This window comes from Jutongia sp. (assembly GCF_057878315.1).
The window spans coordinates 13,593-34,008 of sequence record NZ_DBLXSO010000025.1; the positions used below are offsets into that span (position 1 = coordinate 13,593).

The 20,416-nt window shown below is 47.4% G+C and carries 17 protein-coding genes; 1 reads left to right on the forward strand and 16 read right to left on the reverse strand.

Annotated elements, in window-relative coordinates; all coding sequences use genetic code 11:
• Window positions 1–214: 214 nt before the first annotated feature.
• The gene (locus ACZLMD_RS07535) at window positions 215–1,372 is read left to right on the forward strand and encodes an acyltransferase (RefSeq protein WP_484108872.1); all 1,158 of its coding nucleotides are present in this window, start codon (window positions 215–217) and stop codon (window positions 1,370–1,372) included.
• Here ACZLMD_RS07535 and ACZLMD_RS07540 read toward each other — a convergent pair.
• The 16 genes from ACZLMD_RS07540 to ACZLMD_RS07615 form a co-directional block, all read right to left on the reverse strand.
• Entirely contained in the window at window positions 1,269–2,720 is a 1,452-nt protein-coding gene (locus tag ACZLMD_RS07540) for a lipopolysaccharide biosynthesis protein (protein ID WP_489495484.1), read from the reverse strand. The genes ACZLMD_RS07535 and ACZLMD_RS07540 overlap by 104 nt on opposite strands.
• Before the next feature lie 90 nt (window positions 2,721–2,810).
• Window positions 2,811–3,776: a glycosyltransferase family 92 protein gene (locus ACZLMD_RS07545; RefSeq protein ID WP_022306290.1), complete on the reverse strand. Its 966-nt coding sequence runs from the start codon at window positions 3,774–3,776 to the stop codon at window positions 2,811–2,813.
• A 14-nt stretch (window positions 3,777–3,790) separates the two neighbouring features.
• Window positions 3,791–4,702, reverse strand: coding sequence for a glycosyltransferase family 2 protein (locus ACZLMD_RS07550; RefSeq protein WP_489495485.1), 912 nt, complete (start codon window positions 4,700–4,702; stop codon window positions 3,791–3,793).
• Window positions 4,699–5,637: an NAD-dependent epimerase/dehydratase family protein gene (locus ACZLMD_RS07555; RefSeq protein WP_455057165.1), complete on the reverse strand. Its 939-nt coding sequence runs from the start codon at window positions 5,635–5,637 to the stop codon at window positions 4,699–4,701. The genes ACZLMD_RS07550 and ACZLMD_RS07555 overlap by 4 nt, the downstream gene beginning before the upstream one ends.
• Window positions 5,638–5,645: 8 nt before the next feature.
• Window positions 5,646–6,269, reverse strand: coding sequence for a CatB-related O-acetyltransferase (locus ACZLMD_RS07560; RefSeq protein ID WP_489495486.1), 624 nt, complete (start codon window positions 6,267–6,269; stop codon window positions 5,646–5,648).
• A 14-nt stretch (window positions 6,270–6,283) separates the two neighbouring features.
• Window positions 6,284–7,132 (reverse strand): glycosyltransferase, encoded by an 849-nt coding sequence (locus tag ACZLMD_RS07565; RefSeq protein WP_022306294.1) that lies wholly within the window; start codon window positions 7,130–7,132, stop codon window positions 6,284–6,286.
• A 41-nt stretch (window positions 7,133–7,173) separates the two neighbouring features.
• Window positions 7,174–8,208 carry a glycosyltransferase family 2 protein gene (locus ACZLMD_RS07570; RefSeq protein WP_489495488.1) on the reverse strand — a complete coding sequence of 345 codons (1,035 nt, stop codon included), beginning with the start codon at window positions 8,206–8,208 and terminating at the stop codon, window positions 7,174–7,176.
• Between the two features lie 18 nt (window positions 8,209–8,226).
• Window positions 8,227–9,033 (reverse strand): glycosyltransferase, encoded by an 807-nt coding sequence (locus ACZLMD_RS07575; protein WP_022306296.1) that lies wholly within the window; start codon window positions 9,031–9,033, stop codon window positions 8,227–8,229.
• A gap of 2 nt (window positions 9,034–9,035) precedes the next feature.
• On the reverse strand, window positions 9,036–9,872 hold the full coding sequence (locus ACZLMD_RS07580; RefSeq protein ID WP_022306297.1) for an NAD-dependent epimerase/dehydratase family protein: 837 nt from the start codon (window positions 9,870–9,872) through the stop codon (window positions 9,036–9,038).
• A 13-nt stretch (window positions 9,873–9,885) separates the two neighbouring features.
• Window positions 9,886–10,914, reverse strand: a complete 1,029-nt coding sequence (locus tag ACZLMD_RS07585; protein ID WP_455057160.1) for an acyltransferase family protein — start codon at window positions 10,912–10,914, stop codon at window positions 9,886–9,888.
• A 10-nt stretch (window positions 10,915–10,924) separates the two neighbouring features.
• Window positions 10,925–12,688 carry a hypothetical protein gene (locus ACZLMD_RS07590; RefSeq protein WP_484107292.1) on the reverse strand — a complete coding sequence of 588 codons (1,764 nt, stop codon included), beginning with the start codon at window positions 12,686–12,688 and terminating at the stop codon, window positions 10,925–10,927.
• Window positions 12,689–12,694: 6 nt separating this feature from the next.
• Window positions 12,695–13,069 carry a DUF2304 domain-containing protein gene (locus tag ACZLMD_RS07595; protein ID WP_484107293.1) on the reverse strand — a complete coding sequence of 125 codons (375 nt, stop codon included), beginning with the start codon at window positions 13,067–13,069 and terminating at the stop codon, window positions 12,695–12,697.
• Between the two features lie 13 nt (window positions 13,070–13,082).
• Complete coding sequence (locus ACZLMD_RS07600; protein WP_455057157.1) at window positions 13,083–13,772, reverse strand: glycosyltransferase family 2 protein; 690 nt, start codon at window positions 13,770–13,772, stop codon at window positions 13,083–13,085.
• A gap of 84 nt (window positions 13,773–13,856) precedes the next feature.
• Window positions 13,857–16,052 (reverse strand): DUF2142 domain-containing protein, encoded by a 2,196-nt coding sequence (locus ACZLMD_RS07605; RefSeq protein WP_484107294.1) that lies wholly within the window; start codon window positions 16,050–16,052, stop codon window positions 13,857–13,859.
• Between the two features lie 55 nt (window positions 16,053–16,107).
• Entirely contained in the window at window positions 16,108–19,146 is a 3,039-nt protein-coding gene (locus ACZLMD_RS07610) for a rhamnosyltransferase WsaF family glycosyltransferase (RefSeq protein ID WP_484107295.1), read from the reverse strand.
• A 30-nt stretch (window positions 19,147–19,176) separates the two neighbouring features.
• A complete protein-coding gene (locus ACZLMD_RS07615; protein WP_484108884.1) occupies window positions 19,177–20,415 on the reverse strand; it encodes an ABC transporter ATP-binding protein in 1,239 nt (412 codons plus the stop codon).
• Window position 20,416: the final 1 nt, after the last annotated feature.

Below are 20,416 nucleotides of genomic sequence, written 5' to 3' on the forward strand. Positions count from 1 at the left end.
TTATACCATCACGGCTTGAATCTGACAACCGATAACGCAAAACGATCCGACCGTTTTCAGGCACACGGCAGACGCAGTATTTCCGCCTTCTCCCGCAGCAGGGGAGTCAACGGATGATCCGGCTGTTTCTGCCTATTGCATATCGCTCCGGTCTCGGTTAAAATAGAAGTATATGGGTATATTTTATTGGGGTTTTCAAGAAAGGATATTACAAATGAATCAGGAAATTTCTGCAAATACAACAGCGGCTCCGGCGCAAAAACGCCAGTCCAATATCGAGCTTTTGCGCATCATCACAATGATCATGATCGTTGCTCATCATTTTTCCGTACATGGGAATTTTGATTTTCCGATCAATACGGTCACAATAAACCGGCTTTGGATCCAGTTTATCCAGATCGGCGGCAAGATCGGTGTCGATGTTTTCGTACTGATCTCGGGATATTTTCTGATCACGGCAGATTCTCTGAAGATCAATAAAGCGATCAAGATGTGGATCCAGATCTTTACTTATTCCGTTCTGATCTATGTATTATTTGTCATTTTAAGACCGACACCGTTTAGTGCAAAAGATTTGGTCAAGAACGCACTTCCGATCACCTATGACCGCTGGTGGTTCGCAAGCGGCTACTTTGTACTCTATCTGCTGTCACCTTTTATCAATAAGGCGATCCGCTCCTTTGACAGAACAACCTATCTGCAGATGCTTGCACTGATGACCTTCTGCTGGTGCATTATCCCGACCTTTCTCTACGAGACATGGGAATGCAACGACCTGCTCTGGTTCATTTACCTGTATCTGATCAGTGGCTACATCCGGCTTCACGCCAAGGAATCAACGATCACGGGACGTACCTATCTGCTGGTGTCCGGCTTCCTGATCCTGCTGACCTTCGGCTCCGCTGTCGTTTTCGACTTTCTCGGACTGAGGCTGCCGTTCTTCGGCATGAATGCCACCTTCTTCTATGAGATGCATCAGATTCCGATCGTGCTGATCTCGATCACAATGTTTCTGGGATTTTCCAAGATCAAAATGCCGTACATTCCGGCGATCAATCTGATCTCCGCAACAACCTTCGGCGTTTACCTCATCCACGATAACCGCTATGTACGTCCGTTCCTCTGGCGTCATATTTTCCGAAACGCCGCATTTGCGGAAGACAGGCTTCTGATCCCTTATTCGATCGTGGTGGTCCTGCTTGTCTTTATCGTCTGCTCCCTGATCGAGCTGATCCGCATCCATGTACTCGAAAAGCAGTACATGAAGCTTATTGACTGGCTTTGCGTGACTTTATCACGCGAAGGATCATCCCAAACTCCGGGTTATGTGAAATCCATGACAGCACTATATAACAGATTCCACCGGCAATAACCTGCACGAAAAGCTCCAGCACAAGATTGTGCCAGGACAGCAGGGAAATACCATAGACAGCAGCTCCCATGAGAGCTGACAGTGTAAATGCAGGAAACGCATCCGCCAGGATCTCTCCGATGTGATAGCGGATCGTTTTCCCGGTCATATAGCTGTTGATCACAAGCTCGATCAGCGCATTGACCGGCAGCGTCAGTGCCACTGCCATGATCCCGAAATGAAGTGCCACAAATATAGAAATTAAAAAGATCGGTTTCTTGACAAATTCCGAATAAAGCATCATATCGCTGCGTCCGACCGCTTTGACGCACTGGAGTGCCACGGTTCCGGGCACCGAGATCACCGCCTCCAGACATACCACCCAGACGAACGGCACCATCGCGATCCATTTGCCGGTGTAAAGCACGATCGTCAGCGGTCTTGCCACAACCATCATCCCCGCCATCAGCGGAAAGATAATGTAGCTTAGCATACGCACACTCTGTCTGGACAAAATCTTCACCTTTTCATTCTCATCATTCACCTGGGACATCCCCGGGAAAAGTACACTGATCAGTGCCGTACTGATATTTGTCTTGAGCAGCATCGGAAGCTGCTTTCCTTTGGTATAATATGCCAGATCTGCCGTCGTATAACGCAGTCCCACGATAAAATCACCCAGATTGTTAAAGATCGTTCCGATCAGGTCGGTCATCATAACCTTGCTTCCATAGGCGATCAGAGGCTTCGCACGCTTCCATGAAAACATGAGCCTCGGATGCCAGCGCACCGTCACAAACAGGAACAGCGTATCGATGATCGTGTTTGTCAGATACTGTGCGATTAGCGCCCATACGCCTGCACCTTTCAGTGCCATCACGATTCCAACCACTGCAGAGACCAGCGTTCCGATGATCGTTGAGAAAAAGAACCGCTTAAAGTCCATTTTACGGGAAATATATGCTGTCTGGATCGACTGGAAGGAAGAAATCGGCAGACGGATCGCAAAAACGCGGATCGCCTGCTTTAATAACGGCATCTTATATGCAGTGGCAAGAAACGGAGCCCCCACGAAAAGGATCGCATAAAGTCCCATTCCAAGGATAAAGTTGCAGTAAAATATCGTGGAAAAATCAAGCTCGTCCACGTCCTGCTTCTGGATCAGCGCCGTATTCAGACCGCTGGTCAGCAGCACATCGGCGATCGTGATAAACACATTGATGATCGCGATAATTCCGTAGTCCGATGGCATCAGGATGCGCGCCAGCACCAGCGATACCACAAAGGAAACGCCCTGTGCAATAAAACGCTCTGCAAACTTCCACACCATTCCGGACATGATCTGTTTCTTTAAACTTGTCTCAGCCATGCTTGTCCCCCTTCTTTGTCTCTCTTCCGTATAAATATCAAACAGTGCTTCTCCGGCATATCTGCTGCCATCGAAGCACTTATCGTTCTGTTATTTGCGGTTCATCTGCTGTTTCAATTGGATCAGATACTTGTATGCAGAATGATCCTGAGCCGTGCAGAGATTTTCATGAAAATAAAAGTATTCCTCATCGTGCGGATTCGTCTTAAAAAAGACATCTCCCTTTGACCGCTTCATCACATATTCCTGATAGGACTTCGTAAAATAGTGATTGAGCTGGATCGGAAAATCCCTGCTGTCCGCCTTGCTGAATGTACCGGTGCAGACATGGTCAAATGCATTGACCGGCGGAAGCTGTCTTCCCTTGTACATCGTCCAGAAGCTGTGATGCATCCCCGCATTCTGCGGCGAATCCGGGTTGACACCGAACGCCGTATTGTAGAAGCATTTGCCGACGTCGTAATACTTCGGCCAGCAGACGGTGAAATCCTCCGCCACAAGACCTTCGATATCGCGGTCCATTCTTCCGGAGGTTCCGAAAAGCTGCCAGTTGAGCTTTACCGCACCGCGCTTTGTCTCGAACGGCTTCAAAAAACCATAAATATCATTTGTACTTTTCGGCACGATAAATTCATCAATATCAATAAAGCCGAGCCACTTTGTCTCGCCGGCATATTTGTCAATGCAGTCCTTGTAGCACTTCATTTGCGCCTGCTCGTAAGGAAACTGGATCAGTGTGACGAGACCGCTCTGCACATACTCCTCCAGCACGCTCTGATAATCATCCTCGGAATTGTTGTTGTAGAGATAGAAATGCTCCACACCCACCAGATGATTAAACTCGATCCATTCCTTCAGATAAGGTGCCTCATTTTTAAAGATCGCGCAGACGGCAACGTTGTATTTCTTATCCTGCGGCTTTACATGCACAAACCGGTAACGCAGCTTATATAATGCAGCCTGCACCCGGAACGCAAACTTTAAAAACGCCCCCGGCGTCCCTGTCTCACTGTCCTCCACACGGATAAAATCCTTCTCAAATACTGCTCTCTTCATATCGACTCCTCATTTCATCCTCTTCTGCCAAAGATCTTGCCAAATCCGATCCGCACCATCATCCGCCACACTGCTCCATTGCTGAAAAAGACAGGGATGGATGATTTGTATCCACTAAGATCATAGGAACACGGCATCTTGCGAAGCACATAGCCAAAGTAAAGCTCTGCCAGCAGACGGAGCATATCCTCCTTCACTGTCAGAAACGTCTCCTTAGAGATCTCGCCGCGGCGGCACAGATCTAACATCAATCCCGGGTACTCCACGCCGAAGGCATGGAACAGGTCGTATTTGCCCTTCTTGGTATCGTCTACCGGAATCTCCTCAAAAAGCACGCGGTGGTCGATGATATACTCTGCTTTGTTCTTCTCGCTGAACACATAATCGGTATGCGGAAAGGTTGCATTGTAGGTCATGTCCGGATCAAGCCGGTCAAAGTCCTCCTTCCACATCGTTGTGCCTGCAGACCATGAGGAAAACCGGCGCATGCCTGCCACATAGGCGTCAAAACTGTCAAACTTCTCCTCGCCGTTCTTCCCGGCGATCGCACCGTTCATAAAATAAATGCCCGGCTTTGTCTCCTCATGGGAAGCCGCAAAGCGGATCAGCTCCTCAACCGTTCCCGGCAAAAGCTTCATCCGGTGATTGACAAACTTGATCAGCCGCCCGGAGGCAAGCTTGAACGCCTCGACCTGATTCAGAAACTGCTTCGCCTGTGTCTTGCGGTAGATCAGATTGTCATAACGCGCGCAGTACGACTCCATCTGACGCTGAAACTCTTCATTGTCGCCGTTGTCGGTCACGATCACCTCAAACCGGCCGTGCTCCGGCTCGTCCTGATAAATACTGTCCAATACCGGAAATACCCACTCGATCACACCATTCGTGGGAACCACCAGTGAAACCATCAAATCTTCTTTGCTCATAATTCGTAATATTCCTTCATAAATTCTGCTGTTTTGCGGATACCCTCGCCCAGAGAGATTGGATTTAAGCTTCCGTAATACTTCTCATAGCGGGAAATGTCCAGATAATTGACCGGCACATCCACCTTTCTGCTTTCTTTATACGTGATATTTAAAGAAATATCAAGTGATTTCTCAATTTCGACCAGCACGTCATGAATACTTGTGCCGTAGCCGCAGCCCAGATTAAAGATCCGGTGCTCACTCTCCCCCTGCGCCACCGCAAGGATTCCACGCACGGCATCATCAATATAAATAAAGTCGCGCACAACGGAACCGTCCCCGTACACCACGATCTCTTCCTGACGCAGTGCCTTGTAAGTAAAGGTCACAACCGCTCCGAGCACGCCGTTTGGACGCTGGTAAGGTCCGTACGGATTGGCGAGACGGATCACACGGTAATCAAGTCCGTGCAGATAATGATACAGATACAAAAGCTTCTCGATCGTAATCTTCTGAATGCCGTAGGAGCTGATCGGATATGTCGGTGTATTCTCGTTGAGCGGACACTGCTGCTCCTTGCCGTACACGGTTCCACCGGAGGAAAGAAAGATCACCCTTCCCACGCCCACACGGACACAGCTCTCCAGAAATCTTGATGTGGCAACTATATTTGCCTCAAGCTCATGCGAAATTCCTTTGTTGGATGTGCTTGGATTCGTGGTACTCACCAGATGATAGACCACATCCATCCCCGCCAGCAGGCGGTCAAAATCCTGCTCCACCGGAAACTCCGACACGGCAAAATGCACGTCCGGCAGCTCCATCTGCTTTAACGGTGCAAAGAACTCTTCTCTGGCGTCGATCACGGTAATATCGTGTCCGCCCTGCTGTGCAAGGGCTCTGGTCAGGTTCACGCCGATGAAACCGGCTCCTCCAAATAACGCAATCTTCATACTAATCCCTACATTCCTTTCTTCGGCAGCTCATCAAGATGCTCTGCAAAATACCGGTTATCCTTCGAAAAGATATCGCGGTGTTCCTTTACAAACGCCCCGTCAATCTTTGAAAAATCAATGGAAAGCAGCTTATCCCGCAGCTCCTGTTCAAAACGGTATCCCATCACTTTCGCCGGAACTCCTGCCACAATCGCATACGGCGGCACATCCTTCGTAACGATCGCACCGGCTGCCACCACAGCGCCCTGATGAATGTGTACTCCCGAAAGCACCATCGCGCCACAGCCGATCCACACATCATCGTCCACCCGGATATCTCCCTTGGACTGTGCATCTATGCCGTCTCTTGTGATCAGCTCCTGCACCGGATACGTCAGCAGATGATCCATCGGATGCTCGGCACTTAGTATGAACTTCACACCGTTTGCGATGGAGCAGAAGCTTCCGATCCGAAGCATAACATCTCTTCTCGTCATTTCAATGTCAATCGGTCCGTATGTGTACCTGCCGACACTGACACAATCTATATCATAAACGTTTGTGCATCTCGCTCCGTTCTCCCTGTTACGGAAACGCCAGACGATCTTTCGTTTGAATACGAGATAGACAAACTCCAAAAATCCTTTCATGTAACGCTCTCCCTTCACCGGATCAACTTATAATAAACCTTTGCCGCCTGTAAAATATTCTGCATCCGGAACTTTAACACACGCTTCGGATCACCGATGCTTTTCGTCGCTCTGCCGTGATTGTGAAGCACCTGGATCCGCGGCTGAAACACAATATCCACGCCGTGCTTTGCACACCACCAGCTTAATATATATTCCTCATAATAAAAATGGGTCTCAGGATCAAAGATCACGTCCTTGCGCTCCATCAGCCTCTCGGAAATGATCAGACACGCCCCCATCGGCACGACATCCGTGCGATAGGAAAGATCAACCGCCGCTGCCACCGTCTCCTTCATATTCTTTCCGAAAAGCGCATAAAACAACGGATAGATCCACAGCGCAACCGTATTCAGCACGATCGTCTTTCGCACGCCCGACACCGGAAGCACCAGTCTTTCATCGATCGGACTCTGATGGATCTTTAGAGTCGTGTGGAAGATATCGGGACTTAACACGCCAAAGCCGCTCGCCTCATATTCCTCCCGCACCTTACGGATGAATTCCTTGTCCTCAAACAACAGATCATTGTTCGCAAACACAACAAATTCGCAGTCCCAGTGCTGTTTCGCATAGGCATATGCTTTGTTGTTACCTGCCGAAAAGCCCTCATTGCTTTCATTGTGCAGGATATGCACCTGCGGATTGTCTCCATAGGTCTGTTTAAGACCCGCCAGGGAATCGTTGACGGATGCATTGTCCATCACCACGATCTGTGTCTGCTCACTCTGCTCCAGCGCAAGGATCGAATCGACACACGCCTTCGTTTCCTCAAAGCAGTTATAATGAAGCACGATAAATGTAAAATATTGTTCTTTCTCCATATTCCTGATCAAATCCTCTCAAGACTCATTATTACACGGCACTAACGAAGCAGTGAGATCACCTGGAACATCAGACGTTCCAGATGCAGCCTGCTAAGAAACATTGTCACGCCGACGCCCATGCGGATCTTTAATGTCTGTCCCTTCGGCTTTCGGAGTCCGACATAAGGATTGTGCCGGTAATCCGGAAATCTCCGCTCTCTGTCCTGCCGGAAATATTCGTATTTGTCCTTCATGCGTGCCGGTCCACAGCCATGTCCATAAGTGATCAGCGCATTGATCATATTCGCAAGATAATCATACTCGATATGGCGGCGCTTCTCCTCCGAAATCTTCGTCAGATCGCAGCGCTTCATCAGCAGATCAAACATATCCGTTACCGTACGCTCAAAATTCAGCTGATAATTCATTCTGCCCGTCGTCGAATTGCGGTTCAGATAATAATAGTAGCCGGCATACGGGATCACTTTATAATGCTCACAGTGATAATACACGCGCAGGCTGAAATAAACATCCTCGCCCTGCCGCTTATCGGAAAAGTCGATCGCATTCTCCACCAGAAAGCTCCGGCGAAACAGCTTGCCCCACGCCACGGTATACGTCAGAATGCTCCAGTCCGAATCAGAGACAAGACATTCCTGAAACTTTCCCTCCACATCACGGATATAGCCGCCGATCACAAAATCAAAATCCCCCTTCTCCATCTCGGTCAGGTAGGTTTCCATGTAATCGCTTTTGATGTAATCGTCGCTGTCCACAAAGCAGATATACTCTCCCTTTGCCTCAAGGATCGCTCTGGCACGGCTCCTTCCCTGCCCCATATTCTCCTCATTCTGCAGAATACGAAGCTTGTCCGGATACTTTTCCCGGTACTCCTCAAGGATCGCCAGGCTGCCATCCGGCGAACAGTCGTTGACACATATGATCTCATAGTCCGTTATCGTCTGGGAAAGCAGACTGTCCAGACATCGCCTGAGATATTTTTCCACATTATAAACCGGTACGATACAACTCACCTTTGGCATAATAATCTGACATTCCTTTCTCTGCCTGCACTCAAATGCCTGCAGGCACAAACTCTCAGAGATTATTCTCTAGTAATATTTCGCTGCTCCGGAATAAAACTTCATAAGCAGCTTTGCGATCCACTTCGGCCAGAAACGGCAGAAAATCTCATACTCATCATCGTATCTGGCATTCGTTGTCTTAAGCAGCTTCGCGGTCTGGTTTAAGTCGTTCATCCGATGGTATAAAAGGACATCCTTCACATATACAAAGGTCCCCTTCTGTCTGGATAAACGCTCCCACAGATCCCAGTCCATAGATGCCTTGTACTTCTCCAAAAATACCGGCTCCGGCATCTTGTCCTTCACGCACACAACCGTCGGATGCGTGATCGGATTGCCGAGAAGCTGGATCCCTCGCTTGCCGATCCATGTGCCCTGCCATGCATGAACAAGAGACGGCCACAGAAGCATCCGCTTGATCCGCACCATCGTGGACGGCTTCTTGTCAACCTCATCGTTGTGCATCTCCAGATAATTGGTAAATGCGATGATCGGATCCTTCGCATGATTCAGTGCATCAAGCACCTTTTCGAGGAATGCCGGTGCCAGGATCTCGTCCTGATGCATCAGCATCATAAGCGGTGTCTCAGGCAGTGCCATCGCAAAATTGTAGTCCTTGATCTGTCCGCCGTCCCGATTGACACAGACCGGAATATCGTAGCGGTCCGCGATCCCCTGAATGAAATCATTCGGCGTGGAGGTCGAGATCAGGATCTTTGCGGAAATCGTCTGCTCCTTTACGGAACGGATGGCCTCCTCCAGATACTCGCACTCCTGATAAGCGCAGACAACAAAGGTAAAATCATCCGCGGTGTAGTTATTGTACTGTTTCATGCTTATTTCGCTCCATTTCCCATGATTGCTTCAATCTTCGCTGCGTCTCCCCAGATGCCCGGAGAGTCATATGGTCTGTCCGGAAAAGCACCGTACTCCAGCCTGATATTCATGTTCTTTTCCTTGATATAGGACTCGATCTTATCCGCAAGGGACATCGGCTTGCCGGTGCATACATTGATAATGCCGTCAACCTCGCCCTGAATACTCGCTTTCATGATCATCTGCGCGAGATCATCCACATGGATGAAATCGTAGAGATTCTTGCCGGTCGTAAACGGAAATGTCGTTTTGCCGTCCTCTGCCGCCTGATACAGCTTTGCAAAAATAGAGCTTCCTCTGGCGTCATCGCCGTAAATATAATAGGCTCTGAGCCAGTGCAGATGCACATCCTTGTTCTGTGTGTACAGAAGAAGCTGCTGTCTGAGCGCATTCTTGGCAATGCCGTACATCGACATCGGATTGCACGGTGTATTCTCATCCACAGCACCCTCCCAGTAGCCGACCTCATGCATGCTTCCCATAACGGTCAGATACTTCAGACCGCCATCGATCATATGATTCAGAAATGTCACATGAGAGGACAGATCCTTCATGTGTGCCTCCGAATTATGCACAAAGCCATCGCGCCATGCCATATGCACAAGCACGTCCGGACTGCCGCACTGCTCATAGATATCTTTCTCCCCGTTAAAGATCTCCACGTCAATCCTCTTTGCCCGCTCGTCAACTCCCTTGTACGAAAAATCAGACACATATACATCATGCCCTGCGTTGCAGAATGCCTTGACCACATGATGACCAATATATCCTGCTGCTCCGGTAATCAATATCTTCATCGGATAACCCCCTTTATTTCTCCGTTGTATAATGTAATACAACGCCAACTGCTGTTGCGATCACTAACGCCAGTCCCATATGCAGATAAACATTCATCTGTCCACCGAACAGATGGATCAGAAGCTGCTGGATCGGGAAGGCACATAGATAGATCGTATATGAAAAACGTCCCCCAAAGGCAAGTCTGCTGCCACACTGTCTCGCCATAAATGCCGGATAAAGAAGCACATACGGATAAAAGATCCAGACAGCCGCCGTCGACCAGGACAGCGCAAAGCATACTGCCATGCCCACCAGTGAGAGCACAAACAAACGCCAGTCCACCGGAACGCGGTCCCGGTATACATATAAAACATGTCCCAGTAAGAAGAAATAGATCGGACGGAAGGCAGATATCAGCAAACCAATCCCAAGCATCGTGCAGATCCGGTAACCTGCCACTGCACACACCAGATAAAGTGCCATCACACCTATGATCCGTTTCTTTTTGAGAAGACCAAGCTTATATACAATAAAACATGCCACATAGCACGCCACCTCCACCGGAAGCGTCCACAGTGCCCCATTGACTGCACTGCCGTAAACGTTATGTTCAAATACACCCGGCAGCCCATGCTGAAGCACGAAGACTGCATTGAGCAGATAACGCCACGTTATAGAATTTGAAACATATGCCCCAGGCGACAATGTTGTGATAAATGCACCCATGATGACGGATAATACAACAACCGCTGCGAGAGGTGGCCAGACACGGCGAAATCTTGCCTTGAAAAACTTTCCGGCTGTCTGCACTCTCTCCACGCTCTTGGCAATAAAAAGACCACTTGCCAGGAAAAAAAGGCTGACTGCCATGGTTCCGAAATCGAGCTGTCCGCCCGTGATCACCTTGATCCACTCTCCATTGGAAACATTCAGGTCAAAGGAATGGTGTACAATGACGAGCCATGCGGCCAAAAACTTCATCAGATCCAGATTATTGCTTTTGTGGCTCATCTGGTCTTCCAGATAAAGCCGTTTTGTTTTCTTGTTCTCTGCTGCCATGGTTGATCTCCTATTTTGATGCATCGGTTGCCGCATATGACGCATACACACCGGATACGCTGTTTCTGTCAAGACATTCAAACTGATCAAAGAAATCTTTGTAATCTTTGTACAAGCCTGAACCATACACTATAACGAAATACGGCACCTTCTGCTGGGCAAGATTTAAAAACACATCATCCTTGTTGTTGCTCCAGGTGTAATACTCTGCGGAATTTTTCCCTGTGATTCCTTCATACCAGTAGCAGGTGCTATAGGACTCGAGTTCAAGCATGATTGGCACCGTATCCTTCTTCGGCAGTTTTTTCATCACATACTGACAGGTATCCATAAATTCTTTGGCACACTGGTTATGCGATGCCTGAAAAAGCGTCGTATTGTACTTGTACACGTCCATCTGTGCTGTTGTTTCGGGAAAAATATGCACAGACCAGAATACGAAAAATCCCGCCGCAACGACAACCGCATATCCGCACACAACCTGCCATTTCCACTTCAAAATATGCAGCATTCCCTTGAACGCATCCACATAAAGTGCAAACCAGAGTACATTGAAATACTTACTGTAATAATAGTATCCAATTCTGCCACGCAAATATAACACAGTAAGCACACCGACCACAAGAAGGGCACCAATACTGAAAAGCATTGTCTCATCCATTCTCTTCCGGCGGATGGAACAAATAACCTCCACCACGAACGGAATCAGCAGCCAGATGAAATGAACATATGCTTCCTGATAAGCTCCTCCGACAATGCTCATAACACTTCCAACAGAGAGCGACTGTGCCGCAAGGAACTGGAAATAACAATAATATACCGCCAGTGCTGTCGGCAGAAGGAAAATGCCAAAACACATTTTCAGCCATGCAAGATCCAGCTTATGCTTTGTAACCAGCCAATGATATGTCAGATATAATGCCAGCATCACAAACACATACGGTCCAAAAAGCATGTAGCACATCGTTATGGCATTACATAACAGCATCATGCTTACGATCGTAAACCCATAAGATATCTTCTCCTCCCGGTACTTTTTCAACAGAAGATAAACGGCACCGATCAGCATTACTCCCATGCCCCAGTACAGAAATGTGTACAGATAACCAAGCATTGGATAGCCAAGCAGATACATGATCGTAAATACAACGGCTGCAACGGTTGCTTTCACATCATCCACATATTCTCTGAGGATTGCCACAAACATCCAGATCTCCAGCACAAAATACAGCCAGTCCATCAGAACATACACACGAACTGCATTGATCTCTCCGATAAACGGAATCACACAGCGGATCGCCATTGCATTCCAAAGCTCAGAAAAATACATGGTCGGAAGTGCTTCATCCCGCACAACGAACATTGCATTCTTAAAATGAACAGCTGCGTCACTGTTACAAAAAACAGGATCTAACCGGAATCCCTTAAACCAAAAAAGAAATATAATACCCGCCACAAATAAAATCACCGCATAGCAGATATCGTATTTTTTCCATTCATAGCTCTGTTTCTTCTGCTTTGTCTTAAAGCAGATTCCCCACGCGGTGAGTCCCATCACAAGATTGATCGCAGACACGGTCCACAGATTGACCGGAGCATGAAATGCATTGATAATACCAGCCACAAGTGCCTGTCCGCTCGCTTCAAGAAGAAGCGTCAGTAGAATCCATGTGACACCGTTTAATTTACGGTTTCCTTTCGGAAGTACAAACATCCGGTAATATGCAAATCCAAAGGTGATCACATAAATGACTGCTGCTATTTTATCGAGCATATATTTTTAATCCTCTCTTTCTTCTGATGAAAGCTTCTGATAGTTGTCATACATATCCTTGCGGAGAATTGCAATCTCCTGGGACAGCTTTTTCACGCGGTCGCTTAAGCTGCTGATCATCATGGACATCGAAAATACAAGGATCACAATAAAACAAAATCCAAAGAAAAACAGCATATTGATCGGAAGTGTAATTCCAAGAAAACCTGCCAGCATAGACAGCAGCTTTGGGCTTACAGTCAGGACCAATATACAAAATATAATAAGCAGCCAACCCAGTCCAAACCGGTAATCCAGTTTCTTTTTGCGCAGCTGATTTACAATGTATAACACAGCCAGCACAATAAATATAATCACCATAATCTGTAATCGTAATGTCATAATAAATTCCTCACTATTTCTTCATTCGCGCGATCAGAATTGCGAAACTTACTTTGATCATATAGTATACACTGTTTCGCAGGGAAATGGAAGAAACCCCCTCCTCCCGCTCATTCATGATAACAGGAACTTCCTTTACCTTATAATTCTCTGACAAGATCGTAACGACACTCTCCGGCTCCGGATAATCCTTTGGATATTCGTTGGTAAACTTCTCTAACAGCTTCCGGTTGACCATACGCATTCCTGAAGTCGGATCTGTGATCGTCTTGCCGGTCAGAAGGCGGATCAGCATCGTGAAATATCGGATCCCGACTCTGCGCAGCCCGGAAGACTGAAAGCCCTCCTTCTCGATAAAACGCGATCCGATCACCATATCTGCACCGGATTTCTCCAGAACCTTTGCCATATCCTCAAGATGTGCCGCACTGTGCTGACCGTCCCCGTCAAACTGAACTGCAAGGTCATACCCATGATAAAAAGCATACCGATATCCCGTCTGAACAGCTCCACCGATTCCCAGATTGACCGGCAGATTCAGATAATGAAACCCGTGATGTCTGCACATTTCCAGCGTATTATCCGTGGAACAGTCATTGATGATCACATAATCAAACCCCGGTGCATTCTCTGTAATATCATTGATGGTCTTTTCCAGATTTCCTTCCTCATTATAGGCAGGGATGATAACAAGTTTTTTCATTTTATTTCCTCAATCATTTCCTTTGTTATTTATTTCCTTCTGATAACGCAAGGGACAAAAAAGCCTTCTGACCCCTGCATTATATTATACAAACGCAGACATCATCGCTCCGGCAAGAATCATGGTCACACCGAACACGCCGGCATCAATCCACGGCTTTACCTTGTCAGGCTGCGGGATCACAGCAAACCGGATCCTTGATATCACAATCATAAGAGGGAACAATACCGGCATCAGATATCTGCCGCTGCAGCCATAGACTGTGCCGCATCCGACCGGTGTAAACATAACGTACATTGCCGTTGCCACACACCACACGGCGATCAGCACAAGCGGGATCACCGCGATCTTAACAAAGCAGTTGATCCGTTTGTTTTCTTCTTTATTACGGTCAACAAACGCAACGATCAGAAGCCAGATCATTACGACTGTTCCGAGCCATTCCTTTCGTGTAATATACGCGGTATCAGCAAGATCCAGCTGAATATTTTTCACTGAAAGATAATCCTTTAAGAAATTGAAGATCACAATACAATACTGTTTAAAATTGGAAGTAATGTACTGGATCTGTCCCGGTGCACTGACCTCGGTGCCGCCACGCATATCTCCTCCTCCCAGAAAACCACCGAAGATCAACAAAGCAAATCCGGCTGCCGCTAATCCGACCATCGAAAGGAAGAAAATATGATAGCCGTTCCAAAAACGTTTGGAGGCAAATTTCGTGCGCGGCAGAAAAGCTGCCAGTCCCAACAGTGGGACATATACCGGCTTCACAATTCCACCTAACAGAAATGCACCGAATATGATCAGGATATCCTTCATGCGAATCGACTTGTCCGGTGTCTGATATTCTCCCATCAGATACGCGATTGCATAGATCGTAAAGCCCACCAGCCAGTAATCGTAATTGTAATTGGAAACTTCAAACAGGCAGATTGGGATCAGCGAACATGCTGCCATCACAAGCTTGCCTGATTTGAGATGACGCATTCCCAGATACACCAGCAGAAAGAAAAACCATGCACTCGCCATTCTTCCAAGTACGAGATATACTGACGCCGGAATACCAAGACCTCTCGCAATAAAAATGGTCAGAGCCATCGGTGTATAAACGACTGCCCCCTTACTCATACCATAGTCTGTCAAAACAGAGGTCTGTCGATCCTGCTTATCATTGAGAATCCGGCTCATCTCTTTGCGGTTGCTCTCTCCGTAGCTCTTTAACTGACGGCTGAAGCAGCTCTGCCAGAAATCCTGTTCATTTAAGGTAATCTCCTTGGAATCCATATGGGATACGACTGCCGTTCCCTGGAAATGAATCTGGTCATCCCAAGACAAATTCAGATGAAGCGGCAGGCTGAGCGCCAGAACCATACTCATCATCAACGTACATGCGATATAAAGCGTCTCAAACTTCATGTGTCTGCGCAGGGCATATGCCAGCACAAGCAGAGTGATCAGTCCGATCATGCTTCCAAATAATATATTGGTATAGGTCATACTCCACGCACTTTTCAGGCAGACCGGACGAAGCACTGCCCATATCACATTGCCCGCAGCCATTGCCGCAACAAAGACTCCGACCCGCTTCAGATAACGGATGCCATTCTTATGCAGCGTCTCCGGCAATCCTTTCACCGAAGCAATCATTCCGTCAATCCACGTATCCACTCTCTGTGTGCGTGCCAGCACAACTGCGAGAACCACAAGTACGATCCACCCCATCAGAACTAATTTGATCAGTCTCTGTTGCGACGCATTATCATCATTTTCATATAAAGTCTCGGCCGTGGCATTGTTATAGTCAAACATGCCCTCGATGGTCACCCACACCTGATCCACCTGCTCATTGCCGGTTACGATCGTACAGCTTGCCTCGGATGCCGGAATCACAGAATCAACCGTGCGAACCAGATTTCCTTCAAAGTACAGCTTTGCCTGAACTGCGGTATCTGCCTGCACACCACTATTTAGATAAATGGCATATGCGCGCGAAAACTGCTCCGGCGTCGAGAATTTCATGATGTGTTCCTCTCCCTCAACCGGTGCATAAACGGAGCCGTTGATGGTATAACCCACTGTCTCATCAAGATTCATATACTCCGATACCACAGTATTCCGATAAATATTCATGGAATTGTAACCCACAAACGTCAGAATACTTGCGATGAGTATCAGAATAACTGCGTTTCTCCCCATGTGCAGCTTCTTCCCTGACACCTTTCCCGCTGGTGTTTTCTTTTTCTGTACATTCCCCTTTTGTACATGTTTCTTTGCCATAATAACCATGCCTTCCTGTCTCCCGCCGACACCGGCTGCAGACATGCTCTGTAAACTACTCGATTACCTGAACCAATTCGTCCATCAGCTCATCCCAGCCGTCTGCGCCCTCAAAATAAGCGCCCTCCGTGACCGGTTTGTTGTTCAGATCCTTCCGGCTGCAAAGCTGTTCCAGCGTCTTTGCCACTGTTGCTGCAGAACAGTTATCCAGAGAGATCATATTATCATTAAAACCACTGAGATCTTTATTGTCGTACTTGTTGGTGATCACCTTCATACCAAAGGAAGACATCTCAAGTGGCGGGTAACTCGGATGCGGAGATACCATCAAGGAAATACCGATCTTGGATTCAAGCATAACCCTGGCATATTCCTGCAAAGATACCTTGCCGATCGACTTGACCTTCATTCCATTGACCAATTCGATCTCATCGAAGCTCTCGCCCGCAGATAATATCGTCCACTCGCCTGCCTTCTCATACTTTGCAGCCCATTCGTTTAAAGATGCAATGATCAGCTCAAATGCATTCCGGACGGTTCCCGGTCTGCCATATAATAAAATCTGATTTTTTCTTGTATATTTGTCTTTGCCGACAATCAGCTCCTGCTTTAATGCATCGTTGAGCACCGGCTCAAAGTAAAATTCATTGGCAAACTGATAGCCCTTTCCCTTCATGAACTCATAGAGCAGTCCGGAGTTAAAGATACCGATCGTCGGAACATCGGACTTATAGGTACTGTCTGCCATCAGATATCTGGAAGACCATGCGTAAAAGCCCGGCTCATAATCCTGAATAAAATAAATCAGTTTGTGAAGCGGCGTCCGGTATGTCTCCTGCTGCCAGTGCATCACCGGAATGATCGTATATGCAGTCCACCATCCGGTTGCCATAAAGATATCTCCCTTTCCAACAGGGATCGTCTGACCATAACGATTAGCAAAGGAAATAATCTGATTCGGCGTTGTGACATCATCCTTGTCAGACAGCACTACCGTATATCCTTCCATATCGACCATCGCATCTTCCTTAAGTTCCGCATCAAGTGTGATCACACGCAAATCCACACCCAGCTTTGCTCCAAGCTTCTTATAGAACTTCAGCGCTGTTGCAATACCTCCAAATACATGCTCCACGTTGAGCGACGGGACAAGCAGATTAAGACGTGTCTTGTCATAACCATCCAGTCTGCGCGGTGTGATCGGCTGAACCTCAACCACATTGTAATCTGTGCTTGTATGATTGACTGCCGCTCTCAGCTTTGCGTATGCAGCAGACGCCAGTCTGTTTCTCTTTAATTGCTGCTTGATCTTCTGATAATCCATTTTCTCCCTGCTTTCTCTTGGTACTACTCGTTTCGAATCAAGATTGATGTTATAATACGGATCTCCTCCCTCGCGGAAAGGTGTATAACAATTATAGGACATCTTAAAATCAATCTCCGGTATATATGAATCACGGCTCTTTGATTCCAGATGATACAATCTTGCATACGGTGTATAAAGATTGTTAAAGCCCTTTGCATATGCGCGGATACAAAGCTCAACATCACTGCCGCAAATGACAAAACGCTCATCAAAGCTTCCAATCTGTTCGATCGTCTTACGCGAAACTGCCATACATGCCCCCGTCACCGCAGTAACATTACGGCTGACAAGTGGAGAAACAAACGGAGTTCCCGTATGGGATACCTTTGTCCCCTTATAAACATGATCTGCCCATCCGCCCATGCCGACAATAATTCCGGCATGCTGTATCGTATCATCTTCATACAGCAGAAGCGGTCCAACCACACCGACATCCTCACGAAGTGCATTGCTGCACAGCGTCTCGATCCAGTCCGGCGATATGATCTCAATATCATTATTTAGGAAAATATAAACATCTCCCTGTGCAAACTGCATTCCGTAATTGTTCAGCTTTGACCAGTTAAACTCAAAGTCTGCCTTGATGACACGGACATGACTGTCTGTTTTCTGGATCTTTTCAAACCATGCAAAGGTTCCCGGCTCCTCCGAGCGGTTGTCCAGAATAATGATCTCATAATTCTTATAAGTGCTCTTCTCGGCAATACTGCGCAGACACTGATCCGTCAACTCCCATTTGTCCTTCATCGGAATGATAATGGAAACCTTCGGCTCTGTCTGCATCGTATGAAATACGCTGTGATATACAAACGGATACTCCGTTTCGACCGCCTCCGCAGTCTCCCCATACCTCCGGTGCAGATGTGCGTTCAACGCTTTCAGCCCCGCCACATGTGCGTACGGCTTTGCATCCGCATTGCTCGCCGTTGACTCCTCGGACTCTCTCCATGAGTAGAGAACAAACGGAATATGACGGATATTCTCCGTAATCTCCGAGAAACGAAGCATCAAGTCATAGTCCTGTGCGCCGTCCATCTCTGCATCAAAACCGCCAATCTGATCATATAAAGACCGGCGGAAACAGAATGCATGACAGGTATACATCTGACTGTACAACAAGTCTCTTGACCAGTCCGGCTTGTATAAAGGCATCACATGCTTACCGCGTGCATTCAGATGATCCTCGTCCGTATAATAGACATCCGCATTCGAGCAGTGAATCGCATCTGCCATCATATACAACGCCTTCGGCAGAAGAACATCATCGTGGTCACACAGCACAATAAACTCTCCGGACGCCTTCTGAATCCCGTAATCCGTATTCTTGGAAATTCCCTGATTCTTCTCTACCGGAATATAGCGGATCCGCTCATCCTCCCGGCTGTACTCCTCACAAACCGCCCGGATCGCATCCTTATCCCTATCGCTGGCATCGATCAGACACAGCTCCCAGTTGCTGTATACCTGATCCTTAACACCCTGTATCAGCTCCCGCAGAAACGAAATCTGCGTGTTATACATCGGAACGACAATACTGAACCGGATATCCTCTGTGATCTCTTCCAGCTCCATCTTGCGCATCGCCCGCGGCTTCGACCAGAACAGCAGATCATACACCGCACCCATTCCATGATGTCTGGCAATATATATGATCTCGCATGGTACCTGAATAAACGGAATCTTTCGTTTTATTTTTTTAATGGATTCTATTACATTACCGGTTCCCATCGGATTCCTCTCTTTCCTGTTGCTTCCGTACTAATTCTCCTCTGTTGTCAGTTTCTCAACATCCCATTCATGTTCTAAATATATCATTCCTTCAGAGAAATACTCATTTGCCACCGAAAACGCCTTACAGCCATTACGGTAATCCAGATTGACAATCCCGTCACTGTTAAAGATTCCCACATCAATGACATAATCTCCACTCATCAATGCAAGCTTTGGAATCCTGTAGCGCATCTGGTATCTCCCCGCCTGCTGCGGCAACGGATACTTGTCAAGATTCGTATTCGGCCCGAAAACATAGATTTTACGGTCACTGCTGTAGATCGCAACGCCGATCTGCAGATCCTTCATCTCTTGATACACATCATAAACCACATCAACCTCGAGCGGTTCAAACGACTGAAAAAGCTTCTTGTTGAGCGTGACTCTCTGGATCGCTGCCAGGCAGGTCACATCCTCCGGTGTCCGAAACGGCTTGAGTTCATCGGAATTCGACTGCTCCTCACCCGGAAGCTCTCCATATTTGGTAAAGTTATCATACAGATCCACGATCCGACTTGCTTCGCCGTCCTCGATCACTGCCCCATCCTTGATCCAGATGGAACGCGTGCAGAAACGCTTGATCTGCTCCACCGCATGCGTCACAAACAAAATCGTCGTTCCCTGATCACGAAGCTGTGTCATCTTGTCGATACATTTCATCTGAAAACGGGTATCCCCCACAGACAATGCCTCATCAACGATCAGAATATCCGGCTCCACATTGATAGATACCGCAAACGCCAGTCTTGCAAACATACCGCTGGAGTATGATTTCACCGGCTGATAGATAAACTCTCCAATATCGGCAAATTCAATGATCTGGGGCACTCTCTTTTCCATTTCGCTTTTCTTGTACCCCATCATCGTTCCATTCAAATATATATTCTCAATGCCGGTATATTCCGGATTAAAGCCTGCGCCAAGCTCCAGAAGTGCGGCAATCTTACCATAACTTTGAATCTCACCTTCTGTCGGTGCGACCACGCCGGTGATCAGCTTTAACAGCGTTGATTTACCGGAACCGTTTGTTCCGACAATTCCTACAGACTCCCCCGGTTTGATCTGCAAATTGATGTCCCGCAGGGCGTAATGATCTCTGGAATACTTCTTCTTCGAAAATGTCTCCTTGATCCTGTCTGTATTCTTCTCATAAAGATGGTAAACCTTTGTTAAATTGGTTATATTTATAGTACCTTTTTCGTAGTCGGCAGCCATAATTCCCCTCATT